Annotated in this window: 21 protein-coding genes and 1 pseudogene; 15 read left to right on the top strand and 7 right to left on the bottom strand. The window is 62.0% G+C overall.

Translation table 11 applies throughout. The annotated features are described in order from the left end of the window. From ACEW8Q_RS21785 to ACEW8Q_RS21775, 3 genes and pseudogenes are all read left to right on the top strand, one after another. Positions 1-218: pseudogene (locus tag ACEW8Q_RS21785) on the top strand (hypothetical protein); the annotation flags it as partial. 115 nt (positions 219-333) lie between these two features. Continuing rightward, positions 334-1,128 (top strand): inositol monophosphatase, encoded by a 795-nt coding sequence (locus tag ACEW8Q_RS21780; protein WP_373506173.1) that lies wholly within the window; start codon positions 334-336, stop codon positions 1,126-1,128. Between the two features lie 16 nt (positions 1,129-1,144). Next, a complete protein-coding gene (locus tag ACEW8Q_RS21775; RefSeq protein WP_373506172.1) occupies positions 1,145-2,548 on the top strand; it encodes an amidase in 1,404 nt (467 codons plus the stop codon). On the opposite strand, the gene ACEW8Q_RS21770 is transcribed toward ACEW8Q_RS21775, so the two are convergent. Next, positions 2,549-2,725, bottom strand: a complete 177-nt coding sequence (locus tag ACEW8Q_RS21770; RefSeq protein WP_373506171.1) for a YdcH family protein — start codon at positions 2,723-2,725, stop codon at positions 2,549-2,551. It lies immediately after the preceding gene. A gap of 149 nt (positions 2,726-2,874) precedes the next feature. Here ACEW8Q_RS21770 and ACEW8Q_RS21765 point away from each other — a divergent pair, with 149 nt between their 5' ends. From ACEW8Q_RS21765 to rpsU, 4 genes are all read left to right on the top strand, one after another. Continuing rightward, complete coding sequence (locus tag ACEW8Q_RS21765; protein ID WP_373506170.1) at positions 2,875-3,090, top strand: YdcH family protein; 216 nt, start codon at positions 2,875-2,877, stop codon at positions 3,088-3,090. A 63-nt stretch (positions 3,091-3,153) separates the two neighbouring features. Beyond that, a complete protein-coding gene (gene purE, locus ACEW8Q_RS21760; RefSeq protein WP_373506175.1) occupies positions 3,154-3,618 on the top strand; it encodes a 5-(carboxyamino)imidazole ribonucleotide mutase in 465 nt (154 codons plus the stop codon). Continuing rightward, positions 3,618-4,700 carry a 5-(carboxyamino)imidazole ribonucleotide synthase gene (locus tag ACEW8Q_RS21755; protein WP_373506169.1) on the top strand — a complete coding sequence of 361 codons (1,083 nt, stop codon included), beginning with the start codon at positions 3,618-3,620 and terminating at the stop codon, positions 4,698-4,700. Before purE ends, ACEW8Q_RS21755 begins: the two co-directional genes overlap by 1 nt. Positions 4,701-4,791: 91 nt before the next feature. Further along, positions 4,792-5,052: a 30S ribosomal protein S21 gene (gene rpsU, locus ACEW8Q_RS21750; RefSeq protein ID WP_373506168.1), complete on the top strand. Its 261-nt coding sequence runs from the start codon at positions 4,792-4,794 to the stop codon at positions 5,050-5,052. Between the two features lie 71 nt (positions 5,053-5,123). Here rpsU and ACEW8Q_RS21745 read toward each other — a convergent pair whose 3' ends face one another. Then, positions 5,124-5,954 (bottom strand): hypothetical protein, encoded by an 831-nt coding sequence (locus tag ACEW8Q_RS21745; protein WP_373506167.1) that lies wholly within the window; start codon positions 5,952-5,954, stop codon positions 5,124-5,126. A 214-nt stretch (positions 5,955-6,168) separates the two neighbouring features. On the opposite strand from ACEW8Q_RS21745, the gene ACEW8Q_RS21740 reads away from it, so the two are divergent. From ACEW8Q_RS21740 to ACEW8Q_RS21715, 6 genes are all read left to right on the top strand, one after another. Next, the gene (locus ACEW8Q_RS21740) at positions 6,169-6,369 is read left to right on the top strand and encodes a hypothetical protein (RefSeq protein WP_373506166.1); all 201 of its coding nucleotides are present in this window, start codon (positions 6,169-6,171) and stop codon (positions 6,367-6,369) included. 355 nt (positions 6,370-6,724) lie between these two features. Continuing rightward, the gene (locus ACEW8Q_RS21735) at positions 6,725-6,934 is read left to right on the top strand and encodes a hypothetical protein (RefSeq protein WP_373506165.1); all 210 of its coding nucleotides are present in this window, start codon (positions 6,725-6,727) and stop codon (positions 6,932-6,934) included. A gap of 198 nt (positions 6,935-7,132) precedes the next feature. Then, entirely contained in the window at positions 7,133-7,342 is a 210-nt protein-coding gene (locus ACEW8Q_RS21730; protein ID WP_373506164.1) for a hypothetical protein, read from the top strand. 108 nt (positions 7,343-7,450) lie between these two features. Continuing rightward, positions 7,451-7,765: a hypothetical protein gene (locus tag ACEW8Q_RS21725; protein ID WP_373506163.1), complete on the top strand. Its 315-nt coding sequence runs from the start codon at positions 7,451-7,453 to the stop codon at positions 7,763-7,765. Between the two features lie 115 nt (positions 7,766-7,880). Next, the gene (carB, locus tag ACEW8Q_RS21720; RefSeq protein ID WP_373506162.1) at positions 7,881-11,264 is read left to right on the top strand and encodes a carbamoyl-phosphate synthase large subunit; all 3,384 of its coding nucleotides are present in this window, start codon (positions 7,881-7,883) and stop codon (positions 11,262-11,264) included. A 135-nt stretch (positions 11,265-11,399) separates the two neighbouring features. After that, a complete protein-coding gene (locus tag ACEW8Q_RS21715; RefSeq protein ID WP_373506161.1) occupies positions 11,400-12,320 on the top strand; it encodes a calcium-binding protein in 921 nt (306 codons plus the stop codon). Here the strand turns inward: ACEW8Q_RS21715 and ACEW8Q_RS21710 are convergent. The 3 genes from ACEW8Q_RS21710 to ACEW8Q_RS21700 are packed head-to-tail and all read right to left on the bottom strand — an operon-like array spanning position 12,317 to position 13,456. Further along, on the bottom strand, positions 12,317-12,841 hold the full coding sequence (locus ACEW8Q_RS21710; protein ID WP_373506160.1) for a DUF1499 domain-containing protein: 525 nt from the start codon (positions 12,839-12,841) through the stop codon (positions 12,317-12,319). The two genes, ACEW8Q_RS21715 and ACEW8Q_RS21710, sit on opposite strands and share 4 nt — an antisense overlap. A 44-nt stretch (positions 12,842-12,885) precedes the next feature. Further along, entirely contained in the window at positions 12,886-13,164 is a 279-nt protein-coding gene (locus ACEW8Q_RS21705; protein ID WP_373506159.1) for a DUF4242 domain-containing protein, read from the bottom strand. Between the two features lie 43 nt (positions 13,165-13,207). Beyond that, a complete protein-coding gene (locus ACEW8Q_RS21700; protein WP_373506158.1) occupies positions 13,208-13,456 on the bottom strand; it encodes a hypothetical protein in 249 nt (82 codons plus the stop codon). A gap of 109 nt (positions 13,457-13,565) precedes the next feature. Between ACEW8Q_RS21700 and ACEW8Q_RS21695 the strand changes: the two genes are divergently transcribed. Both ACEW8Q_RS21695 and greA read left to right on the top strand, forming a co-directional pair. Continuing rightward, positions 13,566-14,507 (top strand): LysR family transcriptional regulator, encoded by a 942-nt coding sequence (locus ACEW8Q_RS21695; RefSeq protein WP_373506157.1) that lies wholly within the window; start codon positions 13,566-13,568, stop codon positions 14,505-14,507. A gap of 141 nt (positions 14,508-14,648) precedes the next feature. After that, complete coding sequence (gene greA / locus ACEW8Q_RS21690; RefSeq protein ID WP_373506156.1) at positions 14,649-15,122, top strand: transcription elongation factor GreA; 474 nt, start codon at positions 14,649-14,651, stop codon at positions 15,120-15,122. Between the two features lie 87 nt (positions 15,123-15,209). Here the strand turns inward: greA and ACEW8Q_RS21685 are convergent, their stop codons facing one another. Together ACEW8Q_RS21685 and ACEW8Q_RS21680 are read right to left on the bottom strand one after the other, a co-directional pair. After that, positions 15,210-15,761, bottom strand: a complete 552-nt coding sequence (locus ACEW8Q_RS21685; protein ID WP_373506174.1) for a DUF2062 domain-containing protein — start codon at positions 15,759-15,761, stop codon at positions 15,210-15,212. 29 nt (positions 15,762-15,790) lie between these two features. Continuing rightward, positions 15,791-16,810: a sodium:calcium antiporter gene (locus ACEW8Q_RS21680; protein ID WP_373506155.1), complete on the bottom strand. Its 1,020-nt coding sequence runs from the start codon at positions 16,808-16,810 to the stop codon at positions 15,791-15,793. Between the last annotated feature and the right edge of the window lie 197 nt (positions 16,811-17,007).

The raw sequence follows: 17,007 nt of genomic DNA, 5'->3' as shown, positions 1-17,007 counted from the left end.
TGGACCCCACCCGCCCGCGCCGCCCCGACCTCACCTTTGGCTCAGGCCCCCATAGATGCCCTGGCGCCGGCCTGTCGCTTGTCGTCATCGAACACGCGCTGCGCACATTGCTTGGCGGCTACGAGATGACGCTAGCCGGTGAGGCAGAGGTGAGCGACCAATTGGTTGGCGAGCGTCACGGCGCCGTTCCCGTTCACGTCGCGCGGCGCCGAAGCTGACATCCGGCGCGCTGCCCGCCCCGCGGTATGGGCGCACGCGACCCTCTCGCTTCCCCTCCCCTGCCATTCCTGCTATCCCGCCCGCTTCCAATTGACTTCGAAGGATTGCAAGCCCGTGTCTTCACCCGTTCTCACCGTCATGACGGCCGCCGTCCGCAAGGCGGCGCGCGCCGTGCAGCGCGACTATGGCGAGCTCGCCAACCTCCAGGTGTCGCAGAAGGCGCCGGGCGACTATGTCACCGCCGCCGACAAGCGCTGCGACAAGATCCTGCGGGAAGAACTGTCCAAGGCAAGGCCCGGATATTCCTTCCTCACCGAGGAGACGGGCGTCGTGAAGGGCACGGACCCGGACCACCGCTTCATCATCGATCCCATCGACGGCACCATGAACTTCATGCACTCGGTGCCCTTCTTCGCCATCACCATCGCGCTGGAGCGCAAGGACGAGCTCATCGCCGCGATCACCTATAATCCAGTGTCGGACGAAATGTTCGTGGCCGAGAAGGGCTCGGGCACCTTCCTCAACAACAAGCGGCTGCGCATCGCACAGCGCCGCGACATTCACGACACGCTGGTGAGCTACGAGATGCCCCACCGCGGCGGCAAGGAACACGCATTGTCGCGCGCCGAGCTTTCGGTGCTGCAGGGCAAGGTCGTCGGCATCCGCGGCCCCGGCTCGGCGGCGCTGTCGCTTGCCTATGTGGCGGCGGGCCGCTTCGACGCCATGGTCTGCCGCAATATCAATTCCTGGGACGTCGCCGCCGGGATCCTGCTGGTGAAGGAAGCCGGCGGCTTTGTCGCCGATCCCGACAGCGAGGCGAACCCGATGGTGTCCGGCAACATCCTGGCCACCAACGCCGAGCTGCTGCCGCAGTACAAGGACGCACTGAAACTGGCGCGCGAAGCCTGAGACCGGAGACGAAGCCATGAGCGATCTGCACTGGAAATCCGCGGCGAAGCTGGTGAAGGGCTTTGCGAAGAGGAAATTCTCGCCGGTCGAGGCCGCGAGGGCCTGCCTCGCGCAGATCGAGCGGCACGAGAAGTCGCTCAACGCCATGGTGGAGATCCGCCCCGAGGAGGCGCTCGCCGCCGCAAAGGCCAGTGAAAAGCGCTGGCTGAAGGGCGAGCCGCAAGGCCCAATCGATGGCGTGCCGACGCTGATCAAGGACCTGCTGCTGGTGCGCGGCTGGCCCACGCTGCGGGGCTCGCGCACGGTGAGCCCGGACCAGGCCTGGGATCAGGATGCTCCGAGCGTGGCGCGGCTTCGCGAATGCGGCGCGGTCTTCCTCGGCAGCACCACGACGCCCGAATTCGGCTGGAAGGGTGTCACCGACTCGCCCCTGACCGGCATCACCCGCAATCCATGGGACACGACCAAAACGCCGGGAGGGTCTTCAGGCGGGTCTTCCGCTGCAGCGGCAGCGGGCTATGCGCCCTTGACGCTCGGCACCGATGGCGGCGGCTCGATCCGCATACCCGCAGGCTTCACCGGAATTTACGGCCTGAAGCCTTCCTTCGGCCGCGTGCCGGCCTGGCCCTTGTCGCCCTTCGGCACCGTGGCGCATGTGGGCCCCATGACCCGCAGCGTGGAGGATTCAGCACTCCTGATGAACGTCATCTCGCAGCCCGATGCGCGCGACTGGCACGCGCTCCCCTATGATGGCGCGGACTACACCGAGAAACTGAAAAAGGGCATCAAGGGCCTGCGCATCGCCTACAGCCCCACACTCGGCTATGTAGACGTCAACCCCGAAATCGCCCGGCTGGTGAAGAAGGCCGTGAAGGTGCTCGAAGGCCTCGGCGCCCATGTCGAGGAGGTCGATCCGGGCTTCGCGGACCCTGCTCCCATCTTCCGCATCCTGTGGTGGTCGGGCGCACGCGCCCTTCTGGGGCAGCTCCCTCCGGAGAAGAAAAAGCTGCTCGATCCAAACCTGGCGGATGTCGTCGAGCAATCCTATTCGATCGGGCTCGACGACTACCTGGGTGCCATCAAGGAACGCGGCGCGCTGGGCACGAAGATGCGCCAGTTCATGGAGCGTTACGATCTTCTCGTAACGCCGACGCTTCCCATTCCCGCCTTCGAGGCCGGCAAGCTCTCTCCCGCCGACATCGATGGCAATGGCAAATGGGTGAATTGGACGCCCTTCAGCTATCCGTTCAATCTGACCCAGCAACCTGCGGCCAGTGTGCCGTGTGGATTCACGTCAGGCGGATTGCCCGCGGGACTTCACATCGCCGGCCGCATGTTCGACGACCGCACCGTGCTTCGCGTGTCGCACGCCTATGAGCAGGCGACGACCTGGCACACGATGCAGCCGAAGGGTTTTTGATCAGGCGGCCTGCTGGTGTTGCAGGCGGGTGATTTCGTCCTTGATCCTGAGTTTCTTGCGCTTGAGTTCCGCGATTTCCGCGTCGGTCGATGCCGGATGGTTTATTGCTTCGGCAAGCTGGGCTTCGAGAACCCTGTGCTTGGAGAGCAATTCACCGAGATGCGCTTGAAGACTCATGCGATCCTCCATTCTATGGCTCTGTGACAAACTCATGATGACATAGACTTGGGGGCTTGTCGAACCCTTGCAAAGGGCTCTAGTGAAGAATTGCCAAAATGTAATTGCGCAACGAGATACAAGATTGCGCTACCCAGGGGACGGGGTCGATGCCGAAGCTGGACATGCTACAGGAACTGCAGCTGCGCACGCAGTTGCAGACCTTCATTCAGCAGCACCGCGACCTTGATACCGCAATTCTCTCGCTCGAGGAAACCGGCAAGAGCGATCCCCTGCAGCTGCGCCGCCTGAAGAAGATGAAGCTGGACCTGAAGGACAAGATCCTGCGCATCGAGAACATGCTGATCCCCGACATTATCGCTTAGACAATTTTATCGCACAGATCGGAAATACAATTGACGACCGTTACCTCGCCCGTTGCCATCATCATGGGAAGCCAGTCCGACTGGGCCACGATGAAGCATGCAGCCCAGACGCTCGACGCTCTCGGCATCGCGCATGACGATCGCATCGTCTCGGCGCACCGCACGCCACAGCGTCTTTATGATTTCGCCACCACCGCGCGCGCGGAAGGTTTCAAGGTCATCATCGCGGGCGCGGGCGGCGCGGCCCACCTGCCGGGCATGACGGCCGCGATGACGAGCCTTCCGGTGTTTGGCGTTCCCGTCGAGTCGAAGGCCTTGTCGGGCGAGGATTCGCTCCTCTCGATCGTCCAGATGCCGGCGGGCATTCCGGTCGGTACGCTCGCCATCGGCAAGGCGGGCGCCGTCAATGCGGCCCTGCTCGCGGCAGCCGTGCTGTCGCTCGGTGATGAGGCCCTCGCCGGGCGTCTGGATGACTGGCGCGCAGCACAAACCGCCAGTGTGGCCGATCGCCCGAAGGATGACGTCTGATGGATATTCGCGACGCACTTCCCCCCGGCTCCACCATCGGCATTCTGGGCGGCGGACAGCTCGCCCGCATGCTGGCGCTTGCCGCCGGCAACCTGGGTTTCCGCTGCCACATCTTCGCGCCCGAAGCCGACAGCCCGGCCTTTGCCGTCTCCGCCGCCCGCACGGTGGCGCGCTACACCGACTTCGCCGCTCTCAAGACATTCTCGAATGCGGTCGATGTCGTGACCTATGAATTCGAGAATGTTCCCGCCGAAACCGCTTCCTTCTTCGCGGGCCGCGTACCGGTGGCGCCGGGCGTGGCAGCGCTTCAGACCGCCCAGGACCGCATCGCCGAAAAAACCTTCATTTCCGGCCTAGGCATTCCCGTCGCCCCGTTTGCCGATGTGGCGGACGTCGAATCGCTGGAAGCGGCGCTCGCGCTCATCGGCCGGCCTTCAATCCTGAAGACAAGGCGCTTCGGCTATGACGGCAAGGGCCAGACCCGTATCGACGAAACCAAGAGCGCAGCGACCGCCTTCGCCGAGATCGGCCAGCAGCCCGCGATCCTCGAGGGCTTCGTCCGCTTCGACAAGGAAATCTCCGTCATTGCGGCTCGCGGCTGGTCGGGCGAGGTGGCCGTCTATGATGTGCCGGAGAACCACCACGAGAACCACATCCTGAAAACCTCGACGGTTCCAGCCGACATCTGCCCCGAAGTCGCGGAGAAGGCCCGCAGCCTTGGCAGCCACATCATCGCTGCGCTCGACTATGTGGGCGTGATCGGGGTCGAGATGTTCGTCGCGGGCGAAGAGGTGATCGTCAACGAGATTGCGCCCCGCGTCCACAACTCCGGCCACTGGACCATGGATGGCTGCTGCGTGTCGCAGTTCGAGCAGCACATCCGGGCCATCTGCGGCTGGCCGCTGGGCTCCACCGAACGCCATTGCGACGTGGTGATGACCAACCTGCTGGGCGACGAAATCAACCGCTGGAAGGCCCTCGCAGCCGAACCGGACGTGCGGATTCACATTTATGGGAAGACGGAAGCCCGCCGGGGCCGGAAAATGGGCCATTTCAACCGCCTGACCCCTCGACAGGCCTGAAAACCTGTGCTACGCCGCCGCCCACGTTTGAAGCCCCATTGGGGCCTCTATACCCAAACTAAACCTTTTCGTCGGATCTCAGAGGTATCACTTGCAAGTCGTAGTTCGTGACAACAATGTCGATCAGGCCCTCAAGGCGCTCAAGAAGAAGATGCAGCGCGAGGGCATTTTCCGCGAGATGAAGCTCCGCGGCGCCTATGAGAAGCCCTCCGAGAAGAAGGCCCGCGAGAAGGCCGAGGCCGTCCGCCGCGCCCGCAAGCTCCAGCGCAAGAAGCTGCAGCGCGAGGGCCTGCTGCCGATGCCGAAGAAGGTCGAAGGCGCTCCGGCGCGCGGTCCCCGCGGACCGCAATAACAATTCCAGCCGAATTTTCGGATTTGAAGGCCGCCTCTCCCGGGAGCGCGGCCTTTGTTGTTTGACGGGCGCTATTTCCCGAAACGCCTGATCGACTCCTGAACACGCGCGACATAACCGGTCGCCTCCTGTGGATCGATCCGTTGGGCCGGCGGGCTCCTTCGCAATGGACTATACCCCAATCTCTCGAGACGCTTGGCCTGCGAGATTGAAAAGAACGCGTCGTCCTCATCCAGGAACCAGTTTTCCCAACCGCCTTGCTGGCCGGCCCTCAGGATTCGGCCAGCTTTGGGCGGCAGGTCGAAATCGCCGATCAACGGAAAGTCCAGATAGGCCTCGGTGGATGCCAGGTCGCGCTCCACGAAGGACTCATACTTGAGGGTATGGAAGTCCTTGTGCCGTTCAAGAATCGCGATAGGCAGGAAGGCGAGTTCACGCGCCTTGATCGCATACTCCGGGTTGAAACCCACCACGGGCGCTGCAATCCTGTAAAGATCGAGCAGGCTGAAGGACTGCGGTTCGCGCTCCTTGCTGGCGAGAGCATCCAGAAAGGCAGAGGCCGCCTCGGGCGCGGCTTCCCCAATGCGGGTGGCAGCGAGCCAGAGCAGCCGGCTCACTACCGTGTCGCGCGGATCGCGCACGATCATGATCCGCCGTCCAAAACCGGCGAGCAATGCCTCCGGCGACGGGAAAGTCTGGAGGCGCTCGCTCAGAACCTTGGTGATGGCATGGCTCCCGGAAAGCGATGCGAGTGCGTCTTCGGTCTTGGGCTCGAACAACCGCTGGAACGCGCAAGCATGATGGCGTTCGGCACTCTGGGCCACACAATGAAACAAGCCCGAGGTCCCGCTCTTTCCGGCTCCCAGAATGATGATCCGGGTCGGGCTTGCCGCTACGATCATGATTTTCCCATCTCATCCGTCAGCCTGGAATATGGCAGCTGCCTCATTTGCCGCAAACCGGTCACAACCTTCCACAAACCCGTAACACCAGCGTCCCATCCTTGCACGCATGTTCCCTTAGATAAACGTCAGATGAACGGCGCATTCAGTCTGGGTTCCAATCCGCCCCGCTAGTGTGGCCTCAACATCGAGACACCAGAGAGGGAACGACAACATGATCCGCTACACACTCTTCATCCTGACCATCCTCGGAACCGCTGCCGCCGCCACCGCGGCCGTCCAGCCCGCCGCCCTCGAGGTCTCCCCCGATCCGGTCAACCAGACCGTCATCGAGAAGAACAGCCCCTTTCCCGTCATGGGACCCATCACCGTCGAGGACTGCGCGGTCGAGGACTGCAGCGACGTCCAGAGCTGATCACGAAGATTTGTCGGGCGGCGACGCCAGGCAAGACCGGAGCGCGGGGCAGAAACTCTTTCAACGCCCCCTCTCAAGAGCTTGAAGTTCCGCGCTCCGGTCACGACATACTTTCTATCCCCAGGCAGTACTTCCCCCCCATCCCCTGCAAACGCTGCCTGCACCTGAGCCCCGGACCAAGGTCCGGGGCTTTTTCGTTCCCGTCGCCATCGCTGCAACACGCCCTACGTCTGTAATGATTCCTACAGGGGAACGGACTCGTGTGACCTACGTTACATCATTGTGAGCGGCGGCGGCTTACAAAGGCACCATATCGAGAGCAGCCGGATCTACCGGCTCGAACGGGAGAGGCCAGATGAAACGCTACACATTCTTCGTTCTGATCGTCCTCGGCTCGGCCGCCAGCGCCATCGCGGCGATCGCGCCCACGCAGCGCACCGGGCTTGGTGCCGAAGCCATCGGCCGGAACGTGACCGTGATCGAGAAGAACCAGGCCTTTCCACTGGTCGGTCCCCTCGTTGTCGAAGACTGCCTCACCGACGACTGCTCCGAATCCCGAGGCTGACGAATTCCCCTGGGCGGCCCATCCCCTGCAAGCAAAACCGCCCACACCTTGAAGACCCCGGTCACCTTCCGGGGTCTCTCTTCTTCCCCCGAAGGTGCTCGAATCTAAACGACAGATGAACGCAGAATTCAGCATCGGTTCGACCCTGAAAGTGCATCTTTTCTCCAACACCAGACGTTCTCTTGACGGAGACACCAAATGAAGACCCTGACCACATCGATTGTCCTCAGCGTGATGTTCCTCTCAGCCGGTGCCTTTGCCGGCAGCAGCCATCCCGCATCCACGGGCGCAGCGCTCCCCGCCACGCCGGTCGAGAACGTCACGGTCGTCAACAAGAACCAGGCCTGGCCGCCGGCCGGACAGATTTCGATGGACCCTTGCAGCATTCGCCGCTGCATCGGCATCTGAGAGTAGCCCATCTCTGGCGTGCCCTCGCCAGGGTAAATGCGGCGGAGCGATCCGAACAACAGCCCCCTCTCCGGATCGCTCCGCCGCCCCCACTCCAAGGTAAATGAAATGCGCGTCCTCATTGCGGTCCTCGCCTTCGCCACAACCACAACCCTCGCTCACGCGGAAGTGCGCAACTTCTTCTCGCCAGAGGTGAAGGGCGCGCGGGTCGATGCCTGCCTCTCGGATGGCGCCTGCGGCAAGCCGGCGGCGGATGCCTTCTGCAAGGCCGAAGGCTACGACCACGCCATGATTTTCCAGCGCGAGAACGCCGCCAGCACGCGCATCATCGACTCGGGCCAGGCCTGCTCGGATGGGTCCTGCACCGCATTCCGGCAGGTGAAGTGCTTCACCAGCAAGAGCGATCTGGCCTCCCTGCAATAGGTTTCGAGCCTTTGGCACCAATGCGGGCCAGGCCTGAGGCGTGCACAACAGGCGATAATCCCTTGGCACGCTGCGCTGCATTGTGTAGGGAAACCAAAATTCAGGTTTCCCCGACATGCCCAAGCGCACTGACATCAAATCCATCCTCATCATCGGGGCTGGACCGATCATCATCGGCCAGGCCTGCGAATTCGATTATTCAGGTACGCAAGCCTGCAAGGCCCTGAAGGCCGAGGGCTACCGCATCATTCTGGTCAATTCGAACCCGGCCACGATCATGACGGACCCCGATCTGGCCGATGCAACCTATATCGAGCCGATCACACCGGAAGTCGTCGCGCGCATCATCGAGAAGGAACGCGCGCTCCGCCCCGATGACAAGCTGGCACTGCTGCCGACCATGGGCGGCCAGACGGCCCTCAACACCGCGCTGTCACTCAACAAGATGGGCGTGCTGGAGAAATACGGCGTCGAACTGATCGGCGCCAAGGCAGAAGCGATCGACAAGGCAGAGGACCGCGAGCTGTTCCGCGAGGCCATGAAGAAGATCGGCCTTGAAACGCCAAAATCCATGTTGGCCAACGCCTCCAACGCCAAGGATGCCGACAAGGAGCTCTACCAGTCGAAGGTCGAAGCACTGAAAACGAGCGGCGGCGATCTCGACGCGTTCGAAAAACTCTGGGCCGCCGAAGAGCCCGAGCGCATGCGGAAGTACCGCAACCGCGCCATGGTCGAAGCCTTCGAGGCCATGCTCGAAGTGGGCCTCCCCTGCATCATCCGCCCCTCCTTCACCTTGGGCGGCACTGGCGGCGGCATCGCCTACAACCGCGAGGAATTCTTCGACATCGTAGAAAAGGGCCTCGACGCCTCCCCCACCGCCGAAGTGCTGATCGAAGAGTCGGTCCTGGGCTGGAAAGAGTACGAGATGGAAGTCGTCCGCGACCATGCGGACAACTGCATCATCATCTGCTCGATCGAGAACGTCGACCCGATGGGCGTCCACACCGGCGACTCGATCACAGTCGCCCCGGCGCTGACGCTGACCGACAAGGAATACCAGATCATGCGTAACGCCTCGATTGCGGTGCTGCGCGAGATCGGTATCGAGACGGGCGGCTCCAACGTGCAGTTCGGCGTCAATCCCGCCGATGGCCGCCTTGTCGTCATCGAGATGAACCCGCGCGTATCGCGCTCATCTGCTCTCGCCTCCAAGGCCACGGGCTTTCCCATCGCCAAGGTCGCTGCCCGGCTTGCCGTCGGCTACACACTGGACGAACTCGCCAACGACATCACCGGCGGCGCCACTCCGGCCGCCTTCGAGCCGACCATCGACTATGTGGTGACGAAGATCCCACGCTTCGCCTTCGAGAAATTCCCCGGCGCCTCGAACACCCTCACCACCGCCATGAAGTCGGTGGGTGAAGTGATGGCCATCGGCCGCTCCTTCCAGGAATCGATGCAGAAGGCGCTCCGCGGCCTCGAAACCGGGCTGACCGGCTTCAATGAAGTCGAGATCGCCGGTGCTGGCGAAGGCGACGACAAGAACGCCATCCGTGCCGCACTCGGCACACCCACGCCGGACCGTATCCTCAAGATCGCGCAGGCCTTCCGGCTTGGAGCAACCGTCGCGCAGGTGCAAGAGTCCTGCAAGTACGAGCCGTGGTTCCTCCGCCAGATCGAGGAGATCGTGCGGATGGAAGAGAAAATCCGGGAACGCGGCCTTCCGAAGGACGCTCACAACCTCAAGAAGCTCAAGGCCATGGGCTTTTCCGACACGCGGCTGGGCCAGCTCGTGGGCCTGTCCGAAGACAAGGTCCGCAAGCACCGCCACAAGCTGGCGGTCCGCCCCGTTTACAAGCGCATCGACACCTGCGCGGCCGAGTTTGCCTCCCCCACCGCCTACATGTACTCGACGTATGACGCCGAGAACGAGGCGCACCCCTCCGATCGCCAGAAGATCATCATCCTGGGCGGCGGGCCGAACCGCATCGGCCAGGGCATCGAATTCGACTATTGCTGCTGCCATGCCTGCTTCGCGCTGCATGACGCAGGCTACGAGTCGATAATGGTCAACTGCAACCCGGAGACGGTGTCCACCGACTACGACACCTCCGACCGCCTCTATTTCGAGCCGCTGACAGCCGAGGACGTGCTGGAGATCATCCACACCGAACAGTCGAACGGAACGCTGAAAGGCGTCATCGTGCAGTTCGGCGGCCAGACGCCGCTGAAGCTGGCGCAGGCGCTCGAAGACGCGGGCGTCCCCATCCTCGGCACAACGCCCGATGCCATCGACCTCGCCGAAGACCGCGACCGCTTCTCGAAGCTCCTGAAGAAACTGAAGCTCCGCCAGCCCGAGAACGGCATCGCCTACTCAGGCGAGGAAGCCAAGAAGATCGCCAAGCGCATCGGCTTCCCGGTCGTCATCCGCCCGTCCTATGTTCTGGGCGGCCGCGCCATGGAAATCGTCAAGGACGATGCGCAGCTCCAGCGCTACATCACCGAGGCCGTGGTCGTCTCGGGCGACAGCCCCGTGCTCATCGACAGTTATCTCTCGAATGCTACCGAAGTCGATGTCGACGCGATCTGCGACGGCAAGGACGTCTTCATCGCGGGCGTCATGGAGCACATCGAGGAAGCCGGTATTCATTCCGGCGACTCGGCCTGTTCGCTGCCGCCCTACTCGCTGAAAGGCCCGGTCATTGCCGAGATGGAACGCCAGACGAAAGTCATGGCGCTCGCCTTGAACGTCGTCGGGCTGATGAACGTGCAGTTCGCCATCAAGGACGGCGAGGTTTACGTTCTCGAAGTCAATCCGCGTGCGTCGCGCACGGTGCCCTTCGTGGCGAAGGTGATCGGCATGCCCGTCGCCAAGATCGCCTCGCGCGTGATGGCGGGCGAGTCTCTCGCCAGCTTCAAGCTGAAGCAGAAGAAGCTCGCACATGTCGCTGTAAAGGAAGCAGTTTTCCCGTTCAACCGCTTCCCCGGCGTCGATGTGCTGCTCGGGCCCGAGATGCGCTCCACGGGCGAAGTCATGGGCCTCGACATGACCTACGACATGGCCTTCGCCAAGAGCCAGCTGGGTGCTGGAATGCGGATGCCGCAGACGGGCACTGTCTTCATCTCGGTCAAGGATGCCGACAAGGCGAAGATTCTGCCCGCCATGAAGAAGCTCGTCGAGATGGGCTTCAAGCTGGTCGCCACCGGCGGCACGCAGCGCTATTTCGAGGAGAAGGGCGTTCCCTCCACCAAGATCAACAAGGTGCTCGAAGGCCGCCCGCATGTGGTGGATGCCATCAAGAACGGGCAGATCCAGCTGGTGCTGAACACCACCGAGACCCGCTCGTCGCAGTCGGACTCGAAGCCCATCCGCCAGACGGCTCTGATGCAGAAGGTTCCCTACTACACCACATTGCCCGGCATCCTCGCCGTCACCAAGGCCATCGCCGCCCAGAAGGAAGGCCGCCTCGACGTGAAGCCGCTGCAGGATTACTTCTGAACGGAGAGCGGCGGCGCACTGCCGCCGCTGTTTCCATTACCAACTTGTCATGAAGATTTTTTAATGACTCCCTGATGGACTAATACGGCAAGTCCTCCGTTTGAGACTGTGCAACCCTCAATTGGAGAACTTCCCATGGCAAATCCCATCATCCCGAATGACATCAATTCGGCTGAACCAGCGCTGCGCAGTGAATTCATCAGCTATATCGAGCAGCTGATCGACGCGGCGGAGCCCGCCACCCGGCCCTCGGAGAACAACGACCTTCTCAAGGGCAATGCGAACGCCAACTCCATCAACGGCCGGTCCGGCAATGACGTGATCTTCGCCTATAGCGGCAATGACACGGTGTTCGGCAATTTCGGCAATGACTATATCCAGGGCATGGATGGCGATGACATCATCGATGGCGGCGACGGAAACGACTTTGTCTTCGGCGGCACTGGAACCGACAGCCTGAACGGACGCGATGGCGATGATGCCATGTTCGGCGGTGACGGCAATGACGAGATCACCGGCGAGAACGGCAATGACTGGCTGTATGGCAACATCGGCAATGACGTCCTGAACGGAAGCGAAGGCAACGACATTCTTGACGGCGACGCGGGCCGCGATACGCTCAACGGCGGCACCGACAACGACGAACTCCATGGAGATGGCGGCGTCGACATTCTGAATGGACAGGACGGCAACGACTTCATCGAGGGCGGCGCCGGTGCTGACACCCTGTCGGGCGGCGCTGACGACGATATCTACTACTACGCATCGACAGCGCATGGCCGCGACCGCATTCTCGACTTCAACACCGACCAGGACCAGTTCCACTTCAAGGCCTCGGCCTTCGGCGTCGAAGGCGGCTACGATGTGGTGGAGGGGCTGACCTTCATCGCCAACAACAATCCCTTCGCACAGACCGACGATGCGACGGTTCTCTACGAGACCGACACCGGGCGGCTCTACTTCGATGGCGACGGCACGGGCGCAGGTGCTGCCGTGCTGATCGCCAGGATCCAGGGCGCGCCTACGGTAGGTGACGACGACATCATCTTTGTCTAGTTGAGTGCGGCGTTCCGCAACAATCCGATCCACCGCTCGATCCGGGCGCGGTTGACCCCAAGGTCGCTGCGCCCGAGTTGCGAGCGGGAATAGATCAGCACGGTGGAGCCGCCATCCGGCAAGGCCACCACCTTCACGTTGATCGTGTCGGGATAGCGCATCAACCGGCTGCGCTGCACATAGCGAAGCGTGCCTTGCGCTTCGTCGCTGGAAATCTTCTCCAACCCCGGCTCACCCTTGACCGCAGTCTCCACGGCGCGGACGATCTCAGGCACATCACGCGCGAACACCGGCGCTTCGATATCGGGTCTTGCGCCACAGAATTCCGGGCGGCAGGCCAGCGCATCATTGGGCGTATCGCGCCGCTGCAAGGTTGTGAAGTCAACGTCTCCGAGGTCAGCCGGCCCGAAGCGCTCCCACACACGCTCCGGCCCGATTGCGAAAAAAGCGCCCGCAGCAACTGCCGCTCCGGCAGCGATGATGAGGGGTATGGTGACGAGGAGACCGAAGCGATTTGCCATCGCCAGTCACTCGCGTATCTGCTCCGCGACTGCAAGGCTGATGATCACGCCATGTTGGCTGTGGTCGGGTCCATCATCGTCTTGATCTCGGTAATCTTCGTCGCCGGAAAGCCCGAGAGTTCAGCGTGGCGGCGGATCATCTCTTCGTTGGTGGCGAGATAGACGCAATGCGTGCTATCCGCCGACACGTAGGATTCGATCCACTGGACGTAAGGGCTCAGTTCCGCCAGTGCCGCGTTGCTCTTTGCCGCCGCATCGCAAAGCTGTGCCGCGGTCAATCCGCCCACGCCGGGCAGTGAACGTTCGATGATGTACTTGCGCATGTACCGTCTCCTGTTGCTGATGAATTGGCCGTTTCCTTGAGTATCAGAAGTGCCGGCGCATGATTTCGCGGCTGAGATCCGAACCGCCACGAAGCGAGTGACCGCGATACAGAACGGGGTTCAAGTCGAGTTCGCCGAGATCGTGGCGGAGCCGTGCCGGCAGGAACTCCGCTTCGCTTCGCGCATCATTGGCGAGCCGCGGCAGGAAGGGCCTCATTGCAGCCGTTGCGATGCCGGACAGGACTGAGGCCATCGCTGAGAGGTTGGAAGTGTTGCTGAGGGTCTTTGCCATTTTCGGTCTCCGTCGCTTGCGTTTGCTCTGCTCTTCGATGGTCTGAAATTGCCGGAGCCGGCCCGCGAAGGGAAACGAGTTGCATAAATCTGGCCCATGAGTGATCCTCATGAGCATGGCGCTTCCTGTCGGGCTCGACCTGGATTTGCTGCGCACCTTCGTCGCAATCGCCGAAGAGAAAAGCTTCACGCGCGCCGCCGATCGCGTCGGGCGCACGCAGTCCGCCGTGTCACTTCAGATGCAACGGCTTGAAACCGTTCTCGAGCAGACCCTGCTTGATCGTGGCAAGGGCGGCAGCGTGGAACTGACCCACCAGGGACACTACCTTTTGGGCCGAGCCCGCGAAATCCTCGACCTCAATGACGATATTCTGAAGTCACTCCGCGCTGCGCCGGTTCACGGCACAATCCGTCTCGGGATCGCGGAGGAAGTCGCGGAGCGCTATCTCCCCCGCGTTTTGGAACACTTTTCCGAACAAGCCCCTTCAGTCGAAGTTCAGGTCGTGAGCTCGGCAGCCTGCATTCTGGCGACTCAATTCAAGGCGGGCGACCACGATCTGGTCATCCTGGATCGCGGTCTTGAACCGCGGCAGTGGCCAGCGACAGAAATCTGGCGCCAGCCGATGCGCTGGATCACCTCCGACGAACATGGCCAGCACATGCGCGATCCGCTGCCATTGGTTGTGTCCCCCGCGGATTGCCCCTGGCGGCCGCCATGGCTCTCCGAATGCCTTTCACGGGGAATCGCGACCCGCACCGTCGATCAGGCTGGCAGGAAGTTCAAGATCGTCAATTCCGCGAGCAGCACTGCAGGGCAATTCGCGGCGGTCTCGGCAGGATTGGCGGTCGCGGCCTCTATGGCGGTCTGGTCCCTGCCTCCGGGGCTCCGGGCCGTCCGCGATGGTGAGGGGCTGCCATCGCTCCCTGATGCAAGCTATCTCATGCTGAAGGCACGCGATCCCCGCCAACCGATGACCGATATGCTGGCGGCCGCGATTTCTGCGGTTTTTGGGTCCGTCCCCCCCTCCCCCTTGAAATTTGCCCGGTTTTGATCCATCTTCCTGCTTCGCCCGGCAAGATACGGACTTTCCGTATAGCCGGGCGTGCGCTTTTCCGAAACACCGACGAGCACATGTCGCCGGGCTCACCTGCCCGGTGGGACGGCAAGAACTGGACAAGACTGGACGAGATCGATGGAAAAAGTTCCGATGACCGCCGGCGGCCACGCCGCCATGATGGAAGAGGTGAAGCACCTCAAGTCCGTGGAGCGCCCGCGCATCATCAAGGCCATTGAGGAAGCCCGCTCGCACGGCGACCTGTCCGAGAATGCCGAATACCACGCCGCCAAGGAGCAGCAGGGCTGGACCGAGGCCCGTGTGGCCGAACTCGAGGACAAGCTGTCCCGCGCCGAGATCATCGACATCACCAAACTGTCGGGTGACACCGTCATGTTCGGCGCCAAGGTGACGCTGATCGACGAGGAAACCGACGACAAGACCTCCTATCAGATCGTCGGCGAGTTCGAGGCTGACGTGAAGAAGGGCAAGATCTCCGTGTCGTCTCCCATCGCCCGCGCCATCATCGGCAAGAAGAAGGGCGACTCGGTCGAGGTCAACACGCCCGGTGGCGGCAAGTCCTACGAAATCGCCAAGGTCACCTGGGCCTGAGCCGGAAATCTTCCCGGCGCTTCAGGGCCGTTCACCGGCAATCGGTTCCGGTGCTGCAAATGCCAGAGGTCTCCTGCCGGGCCGGATTCACGATGGACTGCGCCGGGCCTTGAAGCGGTTGAGCGTGCCATAGACCACGAAATAGCAGATCAGGCCGCAGATGGTCCCGAGCATCAGGCCGCCCAGGACCATGGGCCATAAGACTGGCTCGACGCTTTTCCACAGCGTGATCAAGAATGCGATGGGACCATCCGTGAAGAACCCAACGTACTCGTCCATCGTGAGCGTCACCTTATCCTTCGCACTCATGCCAAGGATTTGCGCGCCCAGATTGTAGCTCGCGATCCAGATGAACGGGAATGTAATCGGGTTGCCGACAACAGTCCCCACTGCCGAAGCGATCAGATTTCCCCGCAGCACAAGTGCCGTCAGCGCCGCCAGAATGAAATGCAAGCCGATGAAGGGCGTGAATGACGCGAAGGCCCCCGCAGCAAAGCCGATCGCCAGTGTATGCGGGCTCACGTTCATGCGCGCCAGCCGGTGCATGCGGTAGGCCCAGGCCCTGCGCACGCCGATCGAGGGCCAGCAGAACTCCCTGAGCTTCCTGCCGATCGATTGCTTCTCTCGCGCTGCAAACATGACCACGAATTACGCTCCAGACCTTCAGTTCAGTGACCGTGTAGATACATCACATAGGAATTGAACAGATAGATAATGAAAAGAGCAATACTGATCCAGCCGGCGAGACCAAGAAGCTTCGAGGGTGGCCGATACTGCAGGCCAATGACGAACAGGCCGGTCATGATCACGGCCGAAACGGCCGATACGGCGTGGGTCGGAGATACAGCCGCAAGGATTGGCCCCTTGAAGTAGAGCGCATCCTCCACCGCCAGCACCACCATGTTGAACATGTTGCTACCGAGAAGCCCGGCAACCGCCATGTTCAGTGCGCCCATGCGGACTGCCGCGACCGTTACGGCAAGTTCGGGAAGCGATGTGGCTGCTGCAATGAGAAGCGTGCCGACGAAAGTCCGGTTCCAGCCCATGGCTTCCGCAAGGCCGTTGCCCGCAAAAGGCAACGCGATGCCAGCCGCAACGATAACCGCCGCGGCCAGCGCATAGCGCCTGTAGGCCATGGCAATCGTCACGTCAGGATAGCGCTCCACCACCTCTTCGGTGAATTCTTCATGATGCGTCCGCTCGTAAGTGAACACGGCCCTCACCCCGGCAAGGTAGAGAAGTACCATCACGATCGATGATGCACCGACATGCCAGACTGGTATCAGCAGCCCGCTCGCGGCGAGCAAGATGCTCGTCGCGGCAAAACCCACCAGCACGACGCCGAAACCTGACGTGATGATGTGGCCGGCATTGGCACGCGAGTAAACCGGCGCACCGCGCAGCATGAAATCCACGACCATCAGGATCATGAGATTGAAGACGCAGCTACCCATCACGTCGCCAACCGCGATGTCGGGAAGATCCCACAGGAGCACGGCGCTGCTCCCGGTCGCCAGTTCGGGCAGCGACGTGACCGTGGCAATGAGGACGATCCCCACCCAGCTTCCAGTCATGCCCGTTCGCTCGGCAATGATATCGCTGTTGCGCGAGACATGAGGCCCCGCGGCGGCGATGACAGCCGCGATTGCGATGAACAGCAGCCAGTAGCCAGTCGCCCCCAGAACCATCCTCAGTGAACGATCGTCATGGGACAGATCGATTTCTGAAGCACGTCCAGCCCAAACCTGACATGGCAACACGGGCTGACCGGGACGTGACCTGTTGCGCCGGTGCGGAACCTTCCACAGCACGCCGGATATTGGAAGCCGGCCAACGGCATTTCCCTCACTGGATTCACGGACCCAGTATGAGGGATGGTGAAAAC

Source organism: Aestuariivirga sp. (assembly GCF_041738905.1).
GTDB lineage: Bacteria > Pseudomonadota > Alphaproteobacteria > Rhizobiales > Aestuariivirgaceae > Aestuariivirga.
This window is presented reverse-complemented; position numbering and strand designations above follow the sequence as displayed.